At 33.3% G+C, this 26,019-nt stretch carries 7 protein-coding genes; 1 reads left to right on the forward strand and 6 read right to left on the reverse strand.

Annotated elements, in window-relative coordinates:
- Positions 1-24: 24 nt before the first annotated feature.
- Both GAPWK_RS08005 and GAPWK_RS08010 read right to left on the reverse strand, forming a co-directional pair.
- Positions 25-4,299: an acyl-CoA dehydratase activase-related protein gene (locus GAPWK_RS08005; RefSeq protein WP_025315718.1), complete on the reverse strand. Its 4,275-nt coding sequence runs from the start codon at positions 4,297-4,299 to the stop codon at positions 25-27.
- Positions 4,300-4,509: 210 nt separating this feature from the next.
- Positions 4,510-5,229, reverse strand: a complete 720-nt coding sequence (locus GAPWK_RS08010) for an epoxyqueuosine reductase QueH (RefSeq protein WP_025315719.1) — start codon at positions 5,227-5,229, stop codon at positions 4,510-4,512.
- 402 nt (positions 5,230-5,631) lie between these two features.
- Between GAPWK_RS08010 and GAPWK_RS08015 the strand changes: the two genes are divergently transcribed.
- Positions 5,632-7,044 (forward strand): EmmdR/YeeO family multidrug/toxin efflux MATE transporter, encoded by a 1,413-nt coding sequence (locus tag GAPWK_RS08015; protein WP_025315720.1) that lies wholly within the window; start codon positions 5,632-5,634, stop codon positions 7,042-7,044.
- A 769-nt stretch (positions 7,045-7,813) separates the two neighbouring features.
- Here GAPWK_RS08015 and GAPWK_RS08020 read toward each other — a convergent pair.
- The 4 genes from GAPWK_RS08020 to GAPWK_RS08035 all read right to left on the reverse strand — a co-directional run bounded on the left by GAPWK_RS08020 (position 7,814) and on the right by GAPWK_RS08035 (position 25,932).
- Positions 7,814-8,821 carry an SPFH domain-containing protein gene (locus GAPWK_RS08020; RefSeq protein WP_025315721.1) on the reverse strand — a complete coding sequence of 336 codons (1,008 nt, stop codon included), beginning with the start codon at positions 8,819-8,821 and terminating at the stop codon, positions 7,814-7,816.
- 17 nt (positions 8,822-8,838) lie between these two features.
- Positions 8,839-10,233 carry a hypothetical protein gene (locus tag GAPWK_RS08025; RefSeq protein WP_025315722.1) on the reverse strand — a complete coding sequence of 465 codons (1,395 nt, stop codon included), beginning with the start codon at positions 10,231-10,233 and terminating at the stop codon, positions 8,839-8,841.
- Between the two features lie 86 nt (positions 10,234-10,319).
- Positions 10,320-10,985: a 4'-phosphopantetheinyl transferase family protein gene (locus GAPWK_RS08030; RefSeq protein WP_025315723.1), complete on the reverse strand. Its 666-nt coding sequence runs from the start codon at positions 10,983-10,985 to the stop codon at positions 10,320-10,322.
- 64 nt (positions 10,986-11,049) lie between these two features.
- The gene (locus tag GAPWK_RS08035) at positions 11,050-25,932 is read right to left on the reverse strand and encodes a non-ribosomal peptide synthetase (RefSeq protein WP_025315724.1); all 14,883 of its coding nucleotides are present in this window, start codon (positions 25,930-25,932) and stop codon (positions 11,050-11,052) included.
- Positions 25,933-26,019 lie beyond the last annotated feature (87 nt).

Genomic DNA, 26,019 nt, shown 5'->3' on the forward strand with positions numbered 1-26,019 from the left:
TTTAACTTAGCGGTTGTTTTGTTATTACACAATCCGTTGTAGCTGTGAATACTTTAATGAACTCACCATGAAATGCAAACGGTTAAGCACATTTACTTCCCCTGCGCCATCATCAAAATCTAAATACAATAAATTAAGTTTAGGATTAAGATCGCGCATACGCTTTTCAACACCCTTTGATACTACATGATTGGCAATACAACCAAATGGTTGCAAGCTAATTACATTGTTAATTCCATATTCAGCAAAAGTCATGATGCCAGCTGGTATCAACCAACCTTCACCAAATTGATTGGATAAATTAAGGATCTGCTGAGCTTTTTTAGAAATATCGCGAATATTATGGAATGGTTGATAATATTTGAAGGTCGATAAAATTTTATTAGTTTTATCGACGTATCGTTGTGCTATTTTTTCGAAAAAATGCATTAAATAAGATTTATAGCTTTTTGATACCAAATAATTATCTACATTACTGTCAAAATTAACAAACATTTGTGCAAAAAATTCAATCATAGGCGGAATGACTGGCTCGATACCCTGCTCAATTAACCACTCAACACTATGTTGATTACCAAAATTGTTATACTTGACGTAAATTTCTCCAACAATACCAATTTGAGGACAATCTTTATTTACAACTTCGATCTGATTAAAATGTTGAACCGCATCGGCTAACAACGTGAATATGGCGCCTTGTCCTTTCTTTTGGTTAATCAACTGTTGTAATTTTCGTGTATAGAGTTCTTTGAGTTGATTGGCTTGCTGTTTTACTTTTGCCCTTGGCGCTATGGCATAGTACATTTTGGATAGTGAATCAGCAAACAATACAGAAAAAAAGCTAATAGGCAATGTTTTGAGCCAATTGATTTTAAATCCAGGTTGTTCATCTTGATTCATATTGCCCGTACTAAGTGAAATAATTGGAATATCATCAAAACCATTATTTATCATCGCTTTTTTAATTAATGACAAATAACTACTTGCTCTACACTGTCCTCCCGTCTGAGTAATACCTACCGCGACTTCATCACGATTGTATTTACCAGAACGTAACGCCTTAACAATATCACCAACAATAATGGTCGCGGGATAGCAAATTTCGTTATTACAATATTTTAATCCCCATTCAACTGAATTTTTATCAGGTTTGGGCAAAGTTTCAAGTTTGTAACCCGATAAAGCAAAAATAGGAGGTAATAAAGGTGAATAGAAATCAGAAATAAACGGCGCTAAAATTGTCCGACGTTGTTTATCTTGTTTACTAAAAATAGCCGTTTTTTTACGTTCAACTATTTTTAATGGTTGTTGTTGATTCATTCGCATCGATTCAATAATAGAACGTAATCGTAATCTGACCGATCCTGTTGCAGTAATTTCATCAACACGAATCACCGTACAAGTTTTGCCTTTTGATTCTAATATTGCTTTACATTCGTCAGTAACAATTGCATCAGGACCACAGCCGAATGAGTTGAGTTGAACAAATTGCACATTATTAGGCTGCTCAGCAACAAAAGAAGCCGCAGCATATAGACGATTTGGATAACTCCATTGTGAACAAATTTGCAATTCTGGAGATAATTGATTAATGGCACCTAATACTGAATCTTCAGTAATTACATCACAACCTAACGCGTTTAAAATTTCAGGTGTTTTATGATTAATTAGGCTATCGCTATGATAAGGCCGTCCTCCTAAAATAAACACATAACGACCTGTTTGCTTAGCATTGTTTACTATTTCGACCGCTTTATTGTAAAGTGATTTTTTATATTCTGATTGAGCTATCAATGCATTGGAAAAGGCCTTTTCCGCCACATTTTTGGTAATACCTAATGATTTTAAATAATTAATACAACCTTTTTTCAGTAATTGAATATCAGTGAAGTTGATAACAGGATAATCAAGCGGTAAATTATATTTGATTTCGGGATTAATCGCACTGTGCACAACTTCAGCATAACTACTTACTATTGGACAATTGTAATTGTTAACCGAATTATCAAATTGCGCCGACTCAAACACGACCATTGGCATAAAGATACGATCTACTTTTTGCTCAATAAGTTCCATTATATGCCCATGCACTAACTTGGCAGGAAAGCAAATACTATCAGACATTACCGTACCTGCACCCTTTTCATAAATAGCCTGAGTTGAATAAGGTGAAAGTATGACATTAATACCACTTTGCGTTAATAATGTGTGCCAAAATGGAAAATTTTCATACTGCCCTAATACTCTTGGAATACCAATATTGATTTTTGCATTAGGATTGGAGGTTTTAGCGCGTTCAAATAACAGTTCGTTTTTGTAATCGAGCATATTAAATGAACTGTTGTCTTTGTATTGATTATTGCTTAAGAATCTTTCACATTTATTCCCTGAATAATAACGTTGTCCATTCGCAAAACGATAAATCATAATATCGCATTTATTTTCACACCCTTTACAACGTGAAGGTTTAGCTTTGTTATCTTCAGCTTTTTGAAGCTGATCTAAACCAATGAACTGCGATAATACAGGATTTTGTTGGTAATGATTTTTTGCAACTAAAGCACTTCCATAAGCTCCCATCAACTCAGGAATATTAGAGCTGGTAATTTGTGCTCCTGTTAATTGTTCTAATGCCCTAAATACCGCTGGGTTTTTGAAAGTTCCACCTTGTACCACTATATGATTGCCTAACTTACTCATATCATGGAGTTTTAGGACTTTATGAATGGCATTTTTAATTACCGAAAAGGCTAGTCCTGCGGAGATATCTCCCATGGTAGCATTCTCACGCAAAGCTTGTTTAACTTTTGAGTTCATAAAAACCGTGCAACGTGTGCCTAAATCACAAGGATTGGACGAGTTACATGCCGCATCAGCAAAATCAATCGTATTGGAATTGAGTGATTTAGCAAAAGTTTCAATAAAAGATCCACAACCTGATGAACATGCTTCATTAAGCTCAATATGATTGACAACGCCATTAGCGATAAAGATGGCTTTCATATCTTGTCCACCAATATCCATCACAAAACTAACTTCAGGATCAATATGTTTAGCCGCAGCAAAATGCGCCATAGTTTCAACCAATCCATCATCAAAAGCGAATGCGGCTTTTAAAAGTTCTTCGCCATAGCCTGTTACACCAGTGCGAGCAATCACAATTTGTTTACCTGATGTGGCAATTTCATTTTTTAAAAGGGTTAACCCTTTAATCAAAGCACTAATAGAGTGACCATTATTTGGTGCATAATGAGTAAAAAGAAGCTCGTTATCTTCACTTATGAGTGTAATTTTAGTCGTTGTTGAACCACTATCAATGCCTAAAAAAGCGTATTTTTTCTGATAATCGGCTAAATTTAAACGAGGAATTTGAATATATTTACGTTGTTTTTTCCAAGCATTAAAAGATAATGATTCATTGAATAGTGGTTTTAGTCGAAAAGATTGATTAGCTATAATTTTAGTTGAAGTATTTAATCGATTAATAAAATCATCAAGTGAAAGATCCGTTCGCTCAATAAGATGGATTGCAGCTCCCCATGCTGATAATAATGTCGGATGTTCTGTTTTAACGATTTGGTCATCTGCTAATTTTAATGTTTCTAAAGCCGCTTTACCTAATGTAGGGATAAAAGAAAACGGCCCGCCAATTAACATGACTTTCGGTACAATATCGTAGCCGCGAGCTAAAGTATTAACTAGCTGAATACAAACAGCGTGTAAAACAGAATAAGCAATATTTTCTTTGGAAACGTTACGACTAATTAGATTTTGAACATCGGTTTTGGCAAATACTCCACAACGAGAAGCAATAGGAAAAATTTGGTTATGATTTTGAGCAAGTTGATCAAATTGTTGAATCGGAATATTAAGCAAGGTTGCCATTTGATCAATAAATGCTCCTGTACCTCCTGCACAGCTGCCATTCATTCGAATATCAGGCGGGCGATCAGGAAAAAAGAAAATCATTTTACTATCTTCACCGCCAATATCGATCAAAGTTCGCACTTGGGGATACTTGCGTTGCACGACTTCGGAGGCTGCTACAACCTCTTGTATAAAAGCAATATTGGCTTTTTCTGAAATACCCATTCCAGCAGAACCTGTTACTTTTACCGACAAATGAATACCATTTCCTAGTTTTTGTTTGATTTCATTAAGTAATTCAAGTACAGTTGCAACAATATGGGTATTATGACGTACATAATTGGTATAAACAAAATTATCATACTCATCAAGCACAACACATTTTGCAGTTGTAGAACCAACATCCAATCCTAATCTATATATTTTTGTCATAATAAACTCACATTTTGTAAAATCACAATTAACGGTAAAACAAGCAATTATGCTTTACTATTAATTTTGTTTTTATCAACAATATTATAGCTAAATGTTTTGACTATTTACTATGCTTGTTTAATATTTTGTTTGGTAAAAATGTCAGTTTTGTCAAAAAGTTTCAGGTTAAGGCTACGTTTCAGTATATTTATATCAATTAAAGAAAAATTAAGCTTGTTTTTCTAACCCTTGTTTGGCAATGGCTATCACGTTTTTTAAATCCACGCCTTGGGCTTTAGCTGCAAAAATACAACCACAATAGCACTGCCTATATACATCATATTCTTTGCAAAGTTCTATTGAGCGCTTATAACCATTATTTTTTTTAAAATCGGAAGGTAGATAATTAACTGAAAAAATTTCTTGAATTTCAAAACCAAGTTGATTAATTTTTTGACTGTTCTTTTTAGGGCTCAGTGTCAAGGCACTTGCAAAATAGTCAAACCCTAATTCCTGTGCTTTGATTGCAGCTAAATCCAAACGCATTTTATAACAGAGATGACAACGTTCACCACCTTCCGGAGCATCACGAAGATGTTCAACTTGTTTAATAAATTCTGCTGGTTGATAAGGTGCTTCTAAAAACTGAACATTGTTGCCTGTTTTTTCGTTAAAATCAGCAATAAATTTCTGCTGTACTACACTACGGTATTCATACTCAATACGAGGATGAATATTTGAATTAGCAAAATAGATAGTAATATCTGCATACTGTGCCAAATACTCTAAAACATATGTACTACAAGGTGCACAGCAGCTATGAATTAATAATTTAGGGCGAACGGCTGCAGATTGCCAATCGGCAATGACTTCTTTAAGTACCGAGTCATAATTGATTTTATTATGTGGGTTTAATTTTTCGAGAATATCTTTAGCATTAATTAACATAAGGACTCATTTATTGTTTTGGTGATCAAAGTCTTTAAAGCTCGCTATAATATAGTTATATAAATCTCCATTCAAGAAAAGTATGCGAATTGTTATACTGAAACGTATGCATTTCCTCAAACTTTTTGACAAAATTTATTATATGGTTTAATTAATACTAAAATTTAACCACTATACGACAATACTGACTATTCTTTCAGAGTTAAACCTATTTATTTTGTCTCCACCCGTTTACTGTTCACTTTATTATGAATAAATTAAATTATACAGTGACATTAAATAATGAATTTTTTAGTTAACAGCATCATATTAATAAAGTTTATTTTTGAAACATAAGTTCATTTTTATTAATTAAAGGAGTTATAATATTGTAAAATTTTATGGATAACTTTAGGCTTTAAATTGAATGTTCAATTAGTTGATCGTTTAAGGAAAACACAATTATACCAAAAAAGACGTTCAAACAATGTTCTGCTTTGGCGCGAGATTTTCCCTTTAGCGATGCCAATTTTTATTGAAAATCTCTCCGTCATATTGATGGGAATTTTCAGTACTTTTCTTGTTAGTTGGATTGGTAGCGCTGAAATGGCTGCCGTTGGTCTAGCAGAAAGCTTTAATATGATTATTATGTCCTTTTTTATGGCTGTTGCACTAGGAACGTCCGTTGTAGTTGCTTTCAGTTTAGGACGCCACAATCGAAAAAAAGCGGTTTCAGCGGCACGGCAATCTATCACTTTACTAATATTAATCTCACTTTTACTTTTTGTTTTTGTGGAATTCTCAGGCTATTGGATTGTTGAAATTATCGCTGGCAAAGCCGAACCGAAGGTCAAAGAACTTACTTTAACCTTTCTTAAATTAACAGTGTTAGGTTATCCTGCATTAGCTTTTATCTTAGTGGGTTGTGGTGCATTAAGAGGTGCAGGCAACACTAAACTGCCAATGTATTTAAACATCATTATGAATATATTGAATTTGTCTATAAGTTACGTATTAATTTATGGTGCGTTCAATTGGAAAGGTTTAGGATTTATTGGTGCAGGCATTGGTATAACAGTATCACGTTACTGCGGTATGATATTTATACTAATAGTATTAACTATCAAACCGAGTCGAGCACTATTTATACCTCTTAGAAGCTATTTTCATTCGTTCAATGCTAAAATTCTTATTGATATTCTTAGTATCGGTATCCCAGCTAGTGTTGAATCAGTAATGTTCAATATTGGCAAATTACTGACTCAAACTTTTGTAGCTGGTATGGGGACATCTACCATTGCTGCCAATTTTATTGCCTTTTCGATTGCTGGATTATTGAATTTGCCAGGGGGAACACTAGGCTCCACATCGACAATCATTGTCGGTAAACGGCTTGGTATGGGGCAAATCTATCAACCTACTAGACAACTAAAATTTATCTTCCATTTGACCAGTTTTTTACTATGCTTTTTAGCCTTTTTATCCATTCCATTTGCGGGGCTATTAAGTTCCATGTATACCAATGACCAAGAGGTTATTGAAATATCCAAACATTTACTTTGGTTAAATGCTTTATTCACTCCATTTTGGGCATCTTCCTTCGTCTTACCTTATGGTTTTAAAGGTGCAAAAGATGCCAATTACACCATGTGGGTGGCCATTGGTAGCATGTGGATGTGCCGAATTGTTATAGGCTATATTTTTGGTGTATATCTCGGCTTTGGTGTGATTGGTGTTTGGTTTGGTATGTTTTTAGATTGGATTATTAGGAGTATATTCTTCTATCAACGATTAATTAGTGGCAAATGGTTATGGCGTCATAAAAAAAGGCTTTAGTTAGATAATTTAATTAAAGCAACATTAAATCATTCCATAAATAAAAGTTAAATACAATTTAGTTCAATTTATAATAAATAGAGTAAACCACATTGTATTCAATCAGCTATGAATTAGATAATTTTTGTCCTTTTTGGGGTGATATAGGTAATGTGTAGTTAGTTCATGCTTTTGCTCATAGCCGATGGAAACTTAAATGCCAAATAATACTCATTCAAATAGGAAGGAGTAATTAAGTCTTAATTGGTCAACGCCTAATTATCAACAATGAGCATTATGCTACATTGACCATTATCTTCAACCATGACTAATATATTTTGTGCTTTCGTAACAAATGAATAAAAGATTCAGGCGTTATTAATGAATATTAAGAAGAAATAACCCAACGCATTACATTCGCTTATGAACTCAAAATTTATATTTGACTCAATGGGATTTGCCAATTTTATTATACAGAACAAGATAATCGATGGATAAAAATAACGTAAAATTTTGCTAAGGGTAAAACTAAATCAGTGAGTGCCAAATTGGCATTTTGGCTTCTACTCAAACAAAATAAACAACTGATGTTAAATATAACTTTAAATATTTCGATATTATTGACAAGTAATTAGCTAAAAAAATTGCCCAATTACATATTGATGAATTGAGCAATTTCTCGATATTAATTAATAATAGGTAATCACATCTATTATTAATTTGAATATATAACTATCTTCTTAAAAAATCAGTTATCAGCAAACTAATAAATTTATTGTTATCTCATTTATTAGAGCTTTTCAAGCAATTGAGCTTTTTTGGCAGTAAACTCTTCTTGCGTTAAAATTCCAGCATCAGCGAGCTCTTTCAATTGTTTTAATTGCTTGATAATCTCTTCACTATTATTTTCTGTTGAAGTTGTATTATTACCGTTTAGATCAAACGATTTAGCTAATTCTACACCCGCACCGATTTGTAAACCGGCTCCAGCAAGTCCGCCTTCATTTTGTGCAGCATCACGTAGCGCTTTAAGTTTTTCATGTTCAACATAATTCAAGCCAACTTCTTTAGCCGCTAGTGCGTCAGTTCTTGAATCAGCAATTCTATTGATGCGATCGAGTGTTTCTTGATTAAACGATGTTGCCTCAACTTGAAAATCATCCAAAACAAGGCCTAATTTAGTAAAAGGAACTTGAAGATTGTCTTTAATTTGTTGAGATAACTTAATTAACTGAGAATCTATATTTTGGTATGAATAACTTTCAGTCGCTAACTGTGATGAGATGGTAGGTATTATACGAGACATCATTAACTTATTAAGATCTTTTGCCGTATAAATTGAATTGGCTCCAACAATTTCTTTGAAAAACAGCCCCGCATGCTCAATTTTAATCGAATAAGTACCATAAGCACCAAGCTCAATTGGAAATTGATATACGCTATCAATATACTTAATTGGTGCTGCTGTTCCCCATTTCTGATCAACTAAGCTAGCTAATCGGAAAAAGTAAACATGCAGTTTATTTTCACTTTCAAAACTCTGTAATATTTTCACCAAGTTCGTAATAAATGGATGGTTTGATGTTGAAAGTTCGTAAATCCCCGATTTGATAATCACATCAATTACTTCGCCTTTGTAAACTAAAATACAACCTTGTCCAGGATTAATAATGAGTTTACTGGCATTTTTTATTTCGCTTGTTGGGGTTGGAAACTCATAGAATAAGACATCCGGCTCTTGGTTTGTCCATTCTATGACTGTTTTTAATTGTCTTTTAAAAAAATTGCCTAAAGCCATTTAGATTACCTTATATTTTATTTTTCTAGAGTTAATGTTATTTCTTTTGAAATAGTTCCGTCGGAACTGATAATTGCATATTTACCACAGTTTTGTTTAGCAATAAAATCATCATTTAAATGAGTTATATCTTTAATCGTAGTCTTTTCGTCAGATAGTGTCCACAATACTTTACCTGTATTTGTATCAAGTCTTTGGTAATTGTAATGCGCATCTGGGCTGGCACTAGCTTTAGTTTTTATGATTAATGAAGTATCATCAAAATAAACAATTTCAGGACTAAAGTATAATCTGTTAGGTGTTAAATTTTGATGAGAAACTAATCGATATTTAGAATCCCTATAAAAAGTATGATCAACGTTATAAGCACTTGCTTCATCAGTGAATTTACCTGAACCATCTGTTTTCTCATCGCCAACATTAGCTGAAGTAAAGGTATAATAGCTTTTTCCATCAGGACTAACATAGGTGAATTTAATTAATTTAAAATCTTTATCATATTGTTGAGCAAAGCTAAAAGTTGTATGTTCACTGGTATCATTTGCCTGATCAAGATTCTTAAGTGCCATATAAAAATCATTATTATCGACATATGCTTTATCCTGAATTGGGAAATAATAAATTTTTTGTCCATCATCAGTAAGGATATGGAAAACATAGGCACCCTTTGTACTTTGAGCAGTAGTAATATTAACCGATGCTATACCAGTATTGTATTGAGGGTAATTTTTTAATAATGATGAGGTTACATCAGTCAAAGTAAGTTTCTTTTTATCAAGTAGGAAAGTGGTTCGTTTTCCTGCTGTTAGATAAGTTATATCTTGAGTAAAATCATGAGAATCCCATTTTACGTTACCAAAATTATCCGTCTTTAAATCTGCAATTTCACTCTCTTGGACAATTTTATTAGCAAGCAAATCATGAACAACAAAAAAGTATTTACTTTGGCTTGATTGGCTGTATTTGCGCTGAGCAATGCTAATAATAAAAGGTTTGTTCTCAACTACAGTTAATGAACAATAATGATAATTAACTTCTTTGACAACATTTTTTGTCTCAGCAGGTAAGGCTGTATCACTTTTTGTTGATTTTGTTGTATGAGATACAGGTGGATTTGAATATGAATCATTCGAATAGGATTTTGATTTGAAAAAGATTGAAATCAAACTACTGAAAACAATAACAACAACAATACATGCAACAATAATAATAATTGATCTAATGTTTGATTGATCAAGATAATTTACTTGTGTATTATTCTGATTCTGATATCTAACATTTACATTAATATCATCACTATCTAAAAAATATTCGGTATTACAATTGTCACAACGATAGTGTTCAGGTTTTATTTCTGATTTTTCTATACTGCCGCAATTTGGACATTTGATTACTTTGATTTGTTTAGCCATTCCAATTTACTCTAATTGTTATTTTATAGATATATATTTTTCGCTATTCTATCTATTTTACAATTAAGTGTCACTTTAATAATTGATTACTGCCGAAATTGATCGAGTTGCAAAGGAATAACTTGCACATTCCTAACTATTGGATATAAAGAAGCCAAAGACAACCTATATTCGTTGGCAAAACTTTGACTATAAACGAACCAACGTGTGTGGTTAACTTCAACGATCGCATCATTACGAAAAGGGAATGGTAACTCAAACGAAGATGGTGAAAGATAAAATCCTTGCCCTTGAGCTTTCATAATTGCTTCTTTTAATGTCCATAATTGAAAGAAATCAAAATGTGGATCATTAAGTGCTATTTGATACTCATTTTTAGTCATCACATTCTGGTAGTCAATAATGTTAATTGGCGTAACATATTCAATGTCAATACCAACTTCGCCATTAGTACTATATACACAAGCAACCCAATCATGAGCATGTGAAATATTGAAATTTCCTTCTATTGAATGAATAAATGGTTTCCGATAAAGACCGTAATCAATAACGGGTAAGTAGGATTGTTGAAATTGTTCATGACGCTGCAAAGAATAAAGCAACAGCATTTTGCCAACTAAATTGCGACATTTATCTCGATCAAATCTGAATTTCTCGATATCTAACTGCGCGGAGTGGCTAAGTATTTTTTTTTGATCTTGCAAAACAGACCACGATAGCTTATTGATATTCGCTAAATAAATAAAGTTCATTATCTTTACCTAAAAAGCATCCCCTTAAAATAAGATTTTTTTAAGGGGATAATTAACATTAAGGTTATAAAATCTGAGCTAAGATCTCTTGTTCATGAGATAAAATTGTGTAGTGATCACAATCTAACTTAACCAGTTTTAATTGAGAATTATTCTGTAAATAAGTATCAATATTATTTAATACATATTTTTCAGCTAAATCTCCACCTTGTTCAATCTGTACAGCTTTAAACAACACAACTTGAGTCCGTTTCAATTGAGCAGATATTGGCTGTATAACGAGCTTGTTATCAATTTTTGCATAAACCTCAATTTGATCGCGTACATGGGCAGGTAGATTTAATCGATCCATAGCATGAGTAATGTTTACTGGGTGATTATATTGCTCCAAATCCTGTTCTTTTAATAGCCAAGTGTCTAATAGATAAACTTCTATCTTTTCGATTCCTTGCTGCTCAAGTAGTACTGCGATTTGTAATGCAATGTTGCCACCTAAAGACCAACCTAGTAATTTGATTGGCTGATCTTTTGTTGCAACTTTACTAATATGATCCAGATAATATTGCGCTAATACATTGAGATCCTCAATAGGTTGGTCATGATATAAATTGTAAGAATCTACACCAAAACAGCTGTATTTTGAGGATAACTTATTCGCTAATGATTGATAAACATCACAACCGCCTAGTCCAGGGTGAATCATAAAAATTTGTGGTTTTTCATGATCAACTCTTAATTCCACAATAGGATTAAACTGCTGTTTAGCCGTTGAGATTTTTTTCGCTAATTCCCGAATTGTGTTGACACTTAAAATATCAACTAAACGCATTTTAACTTTAAACGCATCATTGATTCGGTTATTAAGCATCATAGCCAAGATACTATTACCACCTAATCGGAAGAAACTATCTTGCATACTAATTTCTTCAGCAGGAATTTTAAGGATATTAGCAAGGACTTCACATAATGTTCTTTCAGCATCATTTTCTGGCGCGACATACTCAACCTTATCGGTAAGCTCTGGTTTTGGTAGCGCTCGACGATTTAACTTACCATTTGAAGTAATTGGTAATTCTATTAAATATATAAATGCTGACGGAATCATATATCCCGGTAAAGTTTCATTTAAATGAGCTTGTAATAATTGGCTATCAATCTCCTCATTAGCAAGATAATAAGCAACCAAATACTTACTGCCCGAAGCCTGTTCATAAGCGATAACAATGCTATGTTTAATTCCATTATACTGGGTTAATCGAGCCTCAATTTCACCAAGTTCAATTCTGAATCCGCGAATTTTAACTTGGAAGTCATTACGACCTAAATACTCAATATTACCATCAGCTAAAGAACGAACAAGATCACCAGTTTTATAAATTCGACCATTGTAATCTTGTGCTTTTTCTGCTTCCGTTTGGAAAGGATTAGCAATAAAACGTTCATTTGATAATGGAATGTTATTTAGATAACCTCTAGCGACATTATCACCACCGACATACAACTCACCAATTCCGCCAATAGGTACTGGCTGTAATAATTCATTAAGAACATAAGCCGAAGTATTAGCAATAGGTTTACCAATTAATACTTGTGAAATATTTGGATTATTACAATCATAATAAAGTACATCAATGGTTGCTTCTGTTGGTCCATAAAGATTATGTACCTGACAGTTTGGCATCAACACTTGACATTTTTTCACTTCATAAAGATTAAGTGCTTCACCACTACAGAACAGATATTTTAATCCCTGAACTTTTGGAACCAAATTAGGTTGCGCTTCTAATGTTTCCACAAATGCAACTAACATAGACGGTACAAAATGTAAGACGGTGATTTGTTCAGCTTCAATCAACTCCGCAAGATAGACATTATCTTTATAAAGTTCTGAATGAGCAAACACAATACAAGCACCATACCAATTCGCCCAAAATAGCTCCCACACCGAGACATCAAAGGTATAGTTTGTTTTTTGTAAAATATGATCCTTTTCAGTAATCGGATATTCGTTATTCATCCAAATAATACGATTAACCGCACCTTGGTGCTCTAACATTACACCTTTTGGCTTACCGGTCGTACCACTGGTATAAATCACATAAGCTAAGTTTTTAGGCTGTGCTAATGGCGTTGGGTTAGTTGTTGAATATATACTCAAGCAATTAATAGTTTGTGAGGATTGCAAGTTCAATGCAACTTGATCTTTAGAAACTAACGAATTGATCTTTTCGTAACTTAAGTTAGTCGTTAACACAACCTTAGCTTTGGTATCTTCTATCATATAACTGAGACGATCTTCAGGCATATTAGGATCCATTGGTACATAGGCTCCTCCTGCCTTCAAAATAGCTAAGATACTTACCAGCATATATTTACATCGTTCAAGACAGATTGCCACCAAATCATCAGGCTGAATATTAAAGTTTACACGCAAATAATGTGCTAGCTGATTAGCTTGTTCATTAAGCTCATGATAGGTCAAGCGATCATTTTCATAAACTAAAGCTAAATTATTTGGTGTTTTTAATACTTGTCTTTCAAACAGTTGATGCATTGTCACATCGGTTGGGTAATTGCAACGCGTCTTATTCCAATCAAAAATCACTTTTTGATAAGTTAAGTTATCAATCAGACGTAAGTCTGTCAGAGTTTGTTGCTGTTGATACATCTTTGTAAATTGCTGCAAGATTGATTCATAAATAGTGATATAGTGTTCAATCGTCTGCGGCTTATAGAGTTTAGTAGCATAATTGAACAAGCCAGTTATTGCTGGTTTAGAATCATCAAGCATTACGGTCATATCAAACTTAGCAGCTTGATAACTTGCATTGTCATTATAATAACGTTGCAATAAATTATCCTCGTTCCCGTCTTCACCAAATGACTGAACGCCAAACATTACTTGGAAAATAGGATGCCTTGAGGTATCTTTTTCAATCGATAAAGCATCAACTAAGCGCTCAAATGGTAGATCTTGATATTGTTGAGCTTGTGTAATTAATTCACTGGTCTGCAAAATGAACATTTTTAGGCTCTCGCTTGGTTCAATACATTTTCTTAATGCTAATGTATTAACAAAGAAGCCGATGGTATTTTCAGTACCCTGATAATGTCTTCCTGCAATTGGTGAACCAATGACAATATCTTTTTGATTGCTAAATGAACTAAGTAGTAAATAGAAACCACTGAGTAGCACAGAATAAACACTAACATTGAGTTCTTTTGCTAAAGAACGTATTTGTTGGCTGACATCATAATCAAGCTCAAACATGAGATTTTGACCAGTATAATCAATTTGCTGCGGACGAACATAGTCAGTCGGTAAATTAAGCGGTTCAAAATCAGCTATTTGATCTTGCCAGAACTGCAATTGCTGATTCAAAATATCACCTTGCAAATACTGCCGTTGCCATAAAGCAAAGTCTTTATATTGCACTTCGACAGGTGGCAAATTAAGTGCTATCGCTTGATTACTATCACCTAAAGATAAAGCCTCATAGTATTGATATAACTGTCTGAACTCATTAATGAACAGATCAATTGACCAACCATCAAATGCAATATGGTGAATCACAATACTCATATAATTTTCTTGAGCTAATTGATAGCGACAAATCGAAATCGGTAACTCATGAGATAACATGAATACTTTGTATACATGATTATGAATCGCTTTATCTAATTCAGCTTGGCTATCACAATAATGATTTTCGATTGCTAACGGTTGTTGTTGCAAACTTATCACTTGTTGGTAGGCAACACCATCTGTGGTATTTTTAATTAATGAACGCAATACTTCATGGCGCTGAACAATTTCTTGTAAAGCTTGCTCAACAAACGAGATATTAGTCTCTGGCAGAAGTTTAAATACTAATGGTATATTGTATGCGTTGCTACCTCCTTCATAACAATCAATAAACCATAAACGTTCCTGCGCAAAGGATAATCTCTGTTCTTGTACATTAGCCACCTGTTGTATGGTAATTGATTGACGTTTTTGGTGATTACCTTCAATAAATTTCGCAATGTCCTGAATGGTACGATAGGTAAAAATATCCCCTACACGCACATCACGTTCAAAAGTTTTGGCTATTTTACTTGACAATTTAATAGCTAAAATACTGTTACCACCTAATCTAAAGAAGTCATCGACCACACTAATTGAGTCGATATCCATATCTAATAGTTCAGCAATATCAGCGACTAACTGCTGTTCAGTCACTGTACTAGGAGCAACATAGCTTTCTTGCATAACAAAATTAGGTTTTGGTAATGCTTTACGATCAATTTTACCATTCACATTAACAGGCATAACCGTTAGATGTACAAAGGCTGCCGGAACCATATATTCAGGTAATGTTTGTTCTAAATAGTTGGTTAATTCAGTCTGATCTATGGCTGTATCAGATACATAATAAGCGGCAAGATATTTATTACCTTGATTATTAGTCAGCGCCACAACAAGTACCTGCTTAATTTGAGGATGACTGACTAATCGCGTTTCAATTTCACCTAATTCAATTCTGAAACCGCGGATTTTAACCTGAAAATCATTACGACCAATATATTCAATATGACCGTTCGGTAAATAACGAACCAGATCGCCCGTTTTATAAATTCGAGCATTATAATTTTGCGTTTTTTCCTCACTGGTTTGGAATGGATTTGTGATAAATGACTGATTTGTCAATTCAGGGTTATTTAGATAACCACGACCGACACCCGCACCACCGATATATAATTCTCCAATAACACCTGGAGGCACAGGACGCAAATATTCATCAAGAACATACAAAGTAACGTTTTTAATGGCTTGTCCCAAATCTGTATTTAGGTCATCTTTACTATAACGATGAGCCATAGCCCAGACAGTCGTTTCACTTGGTCCATAAACATTAATTAACTTGATACCCTGCTGACAATATCGATTCACTAATTTAGCATTAACCGCTTCACCCCCCACTGTTAAAACAGGGACTGAAAGCAGATCATCTTGATCGAGTAAAGCTGGTGGGATAAAGGCAAAATCAATATGTTGATCTTGGGTATATTTTGATAATGCTATAAAGTCTAAACGTTTATCTTCTGACAGAATGTGCAACTGATGACCGTTAAGTAAAGCGTTATATATTTCGAAAGCATGCGCATCAAAAATATAATTTGAATACCACAGAACATTTTTCTGATCTTGTTCATGATGACTTGGTTGTAGATCTAAAATGTCTTGCTGAACTGTTGCTAAATTGGCTATCCCATGGTGTTCAATCATCACACCTTTTGGTAGCCCAGTGGTACCACTCGTATAAATAACATACGCCAAATGATGGGCTTTTGTTGAAGTAACCACATTGTGTTTATCAAACTGTAAAAGTTTGTTAGCCATTGATGGATCATCAACAGCAATAACTTCTGGTTGCAATTCAGTTTTTAATTGGGTTAATTCTTTAGCATAATGAGCATGAGTTAACACACCTTTCGCTTTAGTATCATTAAGAATTAACTCTATTCGTTCTGCTGGCATGCTTGGACTAATTGGTACATAAGCAGCCCCAGCTTTAAGCACTGCTAAAATACTTACTATCATGTATTGCGATTTATCTAAATATAACGCAATTAAATCATCAGGTTGAATTGATAATTGTGATCGTAAATAATTTGCCAGTTGATTCGCTTGTTCATTCAAACTTTGATAAGTTAATGTTATTCTTTCATAAACAACGGCAATAGAGTCAGGTGTTTTCTGAACTTGCTCTTCGAACAATTGGCTCACGAGTTTATGATGTTCAAATGGAACGATATTCTTTTGTTGGTTAACGATTAATTGGTCATACTCTTGCTCAGTTAATAAGTTAAGCTTAGATGCCTCTATAGCTGGATTTTTAGCTAAATGTGTTAAGGTTAATTCTATTCCTTTTAATACACGTTTAATAGCTAAGTCATTAAAGAGTTCTCCAGCATATTTGATTTTAATCGATAGCTTACCAGCAGCCTCGAAGACCACAATTCCGAGAGGATAATCAAGTTTTTCATGACCGCCTTGGAACACAATTTTTAATTCATCTTCTTCACTTTCTGATAATGGATAATTTTCAAATACAAATAATGAATTAAATAGACGTGTACCCGATTTTTGTAATTCAATCAGATTAATATTACTGTTATTATTCACATTATTAATATGTGTCTGTAACATTTTGATGGTTTCAATGACGCTACCATCACTATGCTCTAAAATTACAGGTAATGTATTAATATAAAGCCCGATAGAATTTTCTATACCGTCAATCGGTAAATTACGACCCGATACTGTCATACCAACAACGGTAGTTTTACTATTACCAAAAATGCTTAATTGTTGATGCCAACAATATTGAATCAAAGCATTCAATGTAAACTCATTGTTTTTACATAATGATTTTAATTGTTCACATTGTTGGGAACCAATCTCTATCGAAATTTCTTGTGAATCTTCAACATATTTATGGTCAGCTAAGTTAATATGCCTTAAATCCCCTTTAAGTAAGCTCTCTAGATTTTCAGGTTCAAGTTCAACATTAAGGTATTGTTTCCAAAATGATGCTGTCTCATTGGTTTTACTTTGTAAGTAAGATTGTGCAACTAAATAACTGATATCTTCTTGGATAGTTATCTCTTTTTGATGTAATAAAGCTAAATAATTTTGATGCACATCATTTAGTAAGACAGGTAAACTCCAACCATCCAAAATAGCATGATGATTATTAAATAAACATCGATAATTCTCATCAGAACATTTAATTAAGGTCACTCTAAATAGTTGACCTTTCATTAAATCATAACCGATTTGTTCATCTTGTTTGATTAATTGATTGATACTGACTTGTTGTTGCTCTTGAGTTTGATTACTAAGATCAACAAATTGCCAAACAAAATCAGATTGTTTATCAATAATCTGTACCAGTTCTTCCACCCATGAGAAACGTAATCGTAATGATGGGAATTTTTGCTGTGTAAAATGCCATGCTTGTTCAAGCAAATTGATATCCAGTGAATTGTGATAATCCCAAATCATCTGAATTCGATAAGCATTATCTAAATCTCCCTGCGAAACGGCATGATATATAAACCCTTGCTGTAAACTATTTGCAGGATAAATTGCTTCTATTTCTTTATCGTTTTGTAAAGAATTTAGCAGTGTTGGAGAGATCAGGTTATTAATATCAGATTGTGTCAAATAGCTACGATCAATAAGTACTAATTGATCAATGAGCTCATTAAGCTGCTGAGTAAAGGCCGTAACTAAAGCTTCACCGTGTACATTATTAACGTATCCTGTTATGGCAAATTGTAATTGATCATCCAAAATACCGCCATTAACGGATAAAAAGTCAGTCATGCGATTATTAGAAGACATTGCTAAACCACTATCTTCATCGCTAAATCGCCATTTATTAGCTTTTTCAGTACTATCAAATTGACCTAAATAGTTAAAACTGATCGCCGGTAAAGCTTGTTTAATATAACCTATCAAATAGCCATAACCTACACCATGGTTTGGTATTTGTCGTAAAGTATCTTTAATCGTAGCAACATTATTAATAACATTATGGTTATTCACCATTAGTTTAACTGGATACATACTGGTAAACCAACCAACCGTGTTATTAATATCAATATCAGTGTAGAGATCTTCTCGCCCATGACCCTCTAATAAAATATAGTGATCATTACCACTGAATACCAATTTTAATGCTTGAGCAAGTGCTGTTAATAAAATATCGTTAATTTCAGTTCCATATACTTTATTAATCTGACTAAGTAAACGAGATGTTTGCGTCTTAGATAGCAGCATTTTGGTTTGATATAGCGTATCAACACGATATTGATCAAGGTGATTATGATACTGATTAATATCTGCCAATATATTTTGCCAATAAGCAGGTTCTTGTGCATTAGCAATTAGCGTCGGATATTGCTGTTGTTTATTGACCCATTGACGATAACTACTACCTTTTTCACCTAGAATATCTTTAACATTGATATTGGCATCAACGGATGATTGTTGGCTTAAATACTGATAAATAGCTTCTAGATCATCTTTAATGATACGCCAACTTACCGCATCAATATTCAAATGATGCACAGCAACATGGATACGTGCAGAATTATCATCAAAACCAGTTAAATAACCAAAATGACATAATGCTCCTTGTTCAAGATTAAAATGACTTTGCCAATCGGTGATTAATTGGTGAATCTTATCTTGTGACCAACCAGATATATTTTGCGTAGAAAATGGCAACCTATCAGGAAGTGATTGATAAGTTGCAACTAAATCATGATAATTAACCCGTAACATATCGTGATACTCAAGCAATTTTTGTACACTTAGTTTGAGTAAATCAACGTCAAGCATTGGAATTTTAAGTAAAAATGCTTGATTCCAATGGTGATAGTCTGGGAATCGACCAACTTTAACTTCTTTAAAGAACCACTGTTGAATAGGTGAAAGTTCAAGAGTTCCAGTTAAGATTCCTTGTTCGGTTTCCACACTGACTTTCGATTCATGACGATTATTAATCACATGATTGCTTAAAGCTTCTACCGTTCTTAAATTGAAAATATCTTTAATGGAAAGATAATAATTAAGAGCCTGTTTAATTCGGTTGGTAAGTTGAATACTGCTAATACTGTCCCCACCGAGTTTAAAGAAATCATCATGAATACTGATTTCATTGGCTTGTAAACCAAGTATATTGGCAAAGGTTTGACAGAAAATAGCTTCAGTTTCATTTGTAGGACCGACATAGTTTTGCTCATCAAGAAGCTGTGGTATCGGCAACGCCTTACGATCCAATTTACCATTCATATTCATTGGCATAGCGTCAAGATGAACAAACGCAGCCGGAATCATATATTCAGGAAGTGATTTCTGTAAATAACCAACAAGTTGCTCTTGGCTTAATAATTGTTTAGCCACATAATAAGCTGCAATATATTTAGCGCCAGCACTATTTTTCAAAGCTAGCACGGCAGCTTGCTGAATATCAGGATGGTTGACTAAACAAGTTTCAATTTCTGCAAGTTCAATTCTAAATCCTCGAATTTTAACTTGGAAATCATTACGACCAATATAATCAATATTGCCATCGGCTAAATAACGTACTAAATCGCCAGTTTTATAGATTCGTGCATTATAATTTTGCGCCTTTTCGACAACAGTTTGGAATGGATTTTGGATAAATACTTTATCTGTCAGTTCAGGTTTATGTAAATAACCACGACCAACACCTTCACCACCAATATAAAGTTCACCAATTGCTCCTTCAGGTACAGGACGACGTTGTTCATCTAAAATATACAGTGATACATTCGTCAATGCTTTACCGATTGGTACACTGTAATTAAATGGTTCTTGTGCTAAGTTAGTTAAATAAGAAACAGTAAATACAGTGGTTTCAGTTGGGCCATAAGCATTAACCACATTGACATGCGGATAAAGTTGATGGCACTTATTAACATGATATGCGGATAAAGCTTCACCACCAACGAATATGTAATTTAATAATTTTAAATTAGCAACTTCATTATCGACTAATGCATTAAAGAAGGTGGTTGTACAACAGAAATTAGTGATTTTTTTATCAGCAATTAACTTGTTAAACTGCTCTAAATCTAAAAATGTCTCTTTTTCAACAATAACCAGTGTCACACCATTAAGTAAAGGAGTGTAGAGATCGTAAACAGAACCGTCGAATTGATAACCCGAGATACTGAGTAAACGATCGTCAGAATTGATTTTGACATAATTAGCATTAACAATATAGTTATTAAGATTGTGATGCTCAATCAGCGTTCCTTTTGGATTTCCCGTTGTTCCACTCGTATAGATAACATAAACTAAATCATGCGGATTCACTTTAATTAAAAGATTATCTTTCGCATAATGTTTTAGATTATCGACAAAATCAGCTTGATCAACAGCGAGTACGTATAAATTAGCAGCTAAACCAGTTACTTTATCACAATGATTTTCGGTTGTAAGAACCGCTTTAACTTGAGCATCTTGCATTATGAATTCGTTACGTGTATCTGGAGCATTAGGATCCATTGGAACATAAGCTCCACCTGCCTTCAAAATAGCTAAGAAGCAGATCAAGATATATTGTGAACGATCAAGATAAAGACCAATCAAATCGTTAGGTTTTATATCAAGGTGTTCTTTCAGGTAACGTGCTAACTGATTGGCTTGCTCATTAATTTGTTGATAAGATAGCTCAGTATTTTGGAAAATGACCGCAATATTATCAGGCACTTGCTGAACTTTTTCTTCAAACAATTCTGCAATAGACTTATCTCTTGCATAAGGTTGGAATGGTTTATTTTTATCAAAGATTAATTTATTGAAAGTAGCAGCATCAACTAAACGCATTTCAGTTAACGATTGTTCTGACTCACACATTTGAGCAAACTGTTCTAAAATAGTTTGATAAATAGTGATGTAGTGCTCAATTGTTTCTTGGCGGTACAATTTGCAAGCATAATTAAATAAACCAGTAATAGCTGATTTAGAGTCATCAAGCATTACTGTCATATCAAACTTAGCAGATTGATAATTGACAATTTCACTTTGATATAAAGTTAGTAGCTCTTCAGTTTTACCATTATGTATCGCTGATCCAAATGATTGTACACCAAACATTACTTGAAATATTGGATGCCGTGAAGAATCTTTTTCAATCGCTAATGCATCAACTAACCGTTCAAATGGTAAATCTTGATATTGTTGAGCTTGGGTGACTAACTCACTGGTTTGTAAAATGAATGATTTTAAACTATCTTTCGGATCAATACATTTACGTAGTGCGATAGTATTAACAAAAAAGCCTATAGTATTTTCAATACCTGAATAATTTCGACCCGCAATTGGAGAACCCACAACCACATCTTTTTGATTGCTAAAAGTGCCTAATAATAGATAGAAACCACTCAATAATACCGAATAGACACTCACATTGAGTTCATTAGCTAATGAACGGATTTGTTGACTTATTTGTTCATTAAGTTCAAAAGAAATATCATGACCAGTGTAATCAATTTCTCTTGGACGCGGATAATCTGTAGGCAGATTAAGTTGTTCAAAATCTTCTAACTGTCCTTTCCAGAAATTTAATTGATTATTTAAAAAATCACCTTTTAAAAGATTACGTTGCCATAAAGCAAAATCTTTATATTGAACTTCGACTGCTGGTAAACGTAATGTTTCAGCATATTGGTTATCTCCTTGAGATAGAGCTGTAACATAATGATAAAGATTGACTAACTCGTCCAAAAAGATATCTGTTGACCAACCATCAAATGCAATGTGATGAATGACAATGCTTAAGTAACTGTCACCAGCAAATTGATAACAGCAAACATAAATCGGTAATTCTTCGGATAAAATAAATGTTCTATGCAGATCCTTATAAATTGCAGATTCAAGTTCCGCTTTGCTTGAACAGTTTTGTTTATTAATATTCCATGGGAATTGTTGTAAATAAATAACTTGTTGATAACCAATTCCTTGTGCATTGGTTTTAATTAATGAACGTAAAACTTCATGTCGTTCAATAATTGCGTATATTGCTTTTTCAAGTAGATTAATATTTGTAGTGCTTGTTAGTTTAAATACTAATGGAACATTATAAGCATTACTACCACCTTCATAAGAATCGATAAACCAAAGACGTTCTTGCGCAAAGGATAATAATTGTTGCTCAATATGTTCAACCGGCATTACACTAATTACTTGTCTTTTTTCCTGATTCTTATCAATGAATTGAGCTATTTTTTGCGCAGTGCGGAAAGTAAAAATATCAGCCACTCTAATTGAACGGTCAAATTCTCGAGTCAATTTACTGGATAATTTGATAGCTAAAATACTATTACCACCTAAACGGAAGAAATCATCAGTAATACTGATAGCACTCGCTTCAAATCCTAATAAACTAGCGATTGCCTCTACGATTTTATGCTCAGAAGTTGAGCTAGGTGCAACATAGCTAGTTTGGGTCAATAGGACTGGTTTTGGTAACGCTCTTTGATCAATTTTACCATTAATCGTCACTGGCATAACGAGTAAATGAGTAAATGTTGAAGGAACCATATATTCAGGTATCACATTGATTAAATACGTAACCAATTCTGCTGAGTCAATTTCATGATCAGCGACATAATATGCAGCTAAATATTTATAACCACTTTGATTATTTAGTGCCAATACTGTGGCTTGTTTAATCTGTGGATGCATCATTAAATGCGTTTCGATCTCACCAAGCTCTATACGGAAACCGCGGATTTTTACTTGGAAGTCATTACGACCGATATATTCAATATTACCATCAGGCAACAAACGGACTAAATCACCTGTTTTATAGATACGATCATTGTAATTTTGCTTTCGTTCATCTTCTGTTTGAAATGGATTTTTAATGAACACTTTATTGGTCATCTCAACATTGTTCAGATAACCACGCGCTACCCCTGCACCACCGATATAAAGCTCACCAATACAGCCAATAGGTAATGGGCGTCTTTGTGGATTCAATACATATACCGATGTATTAGGTAATGGTACACCAATAGGAACATTGTTACCGAAAGATGTTTGACTTTGATTTGTTAAATAAGTCGTAGCAAGCGTTGTTGTTTCTGTCGGACCATAAGCATTTACGAGGTTAACATTTGGGTATAACTTAAGGAATTTATTTACGTGAACAGCTGATAAGGCTTCTCCTCCCGCTAGAATATAGCGTAATTTTGCTATATTAGGTAATTGAGCATCAACTAATGTATTGAAAAATGTTGAGATAGCTAGGAAATTGGTAATATGATATTGCTCAATTAACTGATTAAATTTATCTAAATCTAAGAGATTTTCTTTAGCGGTAATAACGACTCCTGCACCATTGAGTAAAGCACTGAATATTTCATAGATTGATGCATCAAAATGATATCCTGCAATACATAATATGCGATCTGATTCATCAACTTCGACATAATTAGCATCAACGATTAAGCGATTAACACTGTGTTGCTCAATTAAAGTTCCTTTTGGATTTCCCGTTGTTCCGCTAGTATAAATAACATAAGCTAAATCATTTGGTTTAGTTTCAATAACAGTATTATCTGTTGAATACTTTTGTAAGGTTGCAATAAAGGATGGATCATCAACCGGAACAATTTCAACAGCTGGCATTAACTCATTCAGTTTATCAACGTAATGAGAATGTGTAATAACTGCACGAATATGGGCGTCCTCTAAAATATATTTATTACGCTCATCAGGTGCCGTTGGATCGATCGGAACATAAGCGGCTCCAGATTTAAGCACAGCTAAAATAGCAACAATAATTTGCTCGGTACGATCTAAATAAAGACCAATTAAATCATTTGGTTTGATAGAAAAGTGATCTTGAAGATAATGAGCAAATTGATTGGCTTTGTTGTTTAATTCAGAATAGGACATCTCAATTTGTTCAAAAAGCACAGCCGTATTGTTTGGTGTTTTTTGGCATTGTTCTTCAAATAATTGAGCAATTATTTTATCACTCTTATAAGGTTGTTGAGTTTGATTTATATCATGAATTAAAAATTTCAAATCATCTTCATTTAGTACCTCAATATCATTTACTAAGATATCGGCTTGATCATTACTTAAATAGTTAAGTAATTTTATAAATAGTCTCTGATAGAACATCACAAGTTGTTCAACCAGTTGTTTATCTAATTGCTGTTCACTAAATTTAACACGATAGTTAATTCGGTTGTTATGTTCTTCTTGTTCAAACACCAATTTATTAGATAAATCTATTTGAAATTCATGATTAACCGCTCCATCAATCATCCCATTGAGATTCATTTTATGGTCTCGAACAAAGGTTTGTACAAATGCCACATCCAGAATATTAGCATTCTCAGCAAACTGTATAATATCGTAAACTGGTAAGTATTTAGCGCCAGTTTGTTTAACCTTTTTATAATGAAGCAAAATATTTTGTATAACAGACTCTAATGTTGAATTTTCTTCAAAATGGTAAACAACAGGTAATGTATTAATATGAGCACCGTAGATTAATTCTTTACCTTCATTAAAAGCAATTGGATAAACAAGAGGAATTGCGCTTTGAGACGTCATTTTGTTTAATAACAAAGCCATTACCAATTGACCAAATAAATAAGGTGTTATCTTATGTTTACGACGTATTGCTTTAACTTGATTATAAATATTCTCATCATAGCTAAAGGTAAATTCACTAATATATGGCTTAAATTGATTTAATTGCTTTGGTTTTTCGGTTGATAACTTTAAGAAAGTAAAGTCGATATTTTTTACATCTTGTAACTCTTCTTTCCAGAAATCTTCCATCTGCTGTTTTTGCGTTGTTAGAATTTCATGATACGAATCATTAAGTTTTTCATGCATTTGAGCTTGTTCTTCATATGACGGTAGCTCATAAGGTATATCGTTATAGTATTGACTTAATTTATCCCAAAACTCCTGAGTACTTACTCCATCAACTAAAATATGATGAAATACTAAAATACTTCGATATTGTTGATGACCGACTTTTACAATATGGAATCGTGCAGGAATCCCTTTCTCTAAATCAAAGGGCTCCGAAACTATTTTATTGATATCTTCGTTACTTAAGGGGTGATCGTGATAAACTAATAACGATTTTAATTTATCTTCTGTGATTGATTCTCTTTTTTGCCAAAAAATACCATCTTCATGATTTACAATGAAACTCCTAAAAACAAAATGCTCATTAATAATATTCTTAAAACTTTCAAAAAGTTTTGTTCGATTAAGTTCTCCAGAGATTATATTATCAGATACAATGTTGTAATCACTTCTTGATGGGTTTGCTAACCATTCGTAATAAAAAATTGATTGATAGGGCGTAAGTTTTATTTTTTTCATCTTTTTTGCCTATAAAAATAGTATTTGTTTTATAAAATTAAAATCATTTCGTACAGCTCCTTTTTTTTCGCCACTAAACAAGTTTTC

Source organism: Gilliamella apicola, from assembly GCF_000599985.1.
Lineage (GTDB): Bacteria > Pseudomonadota > Gammaproteobacteria > Enterobacterales > Orbaceae > Gilliamella > Gilliamella apicola.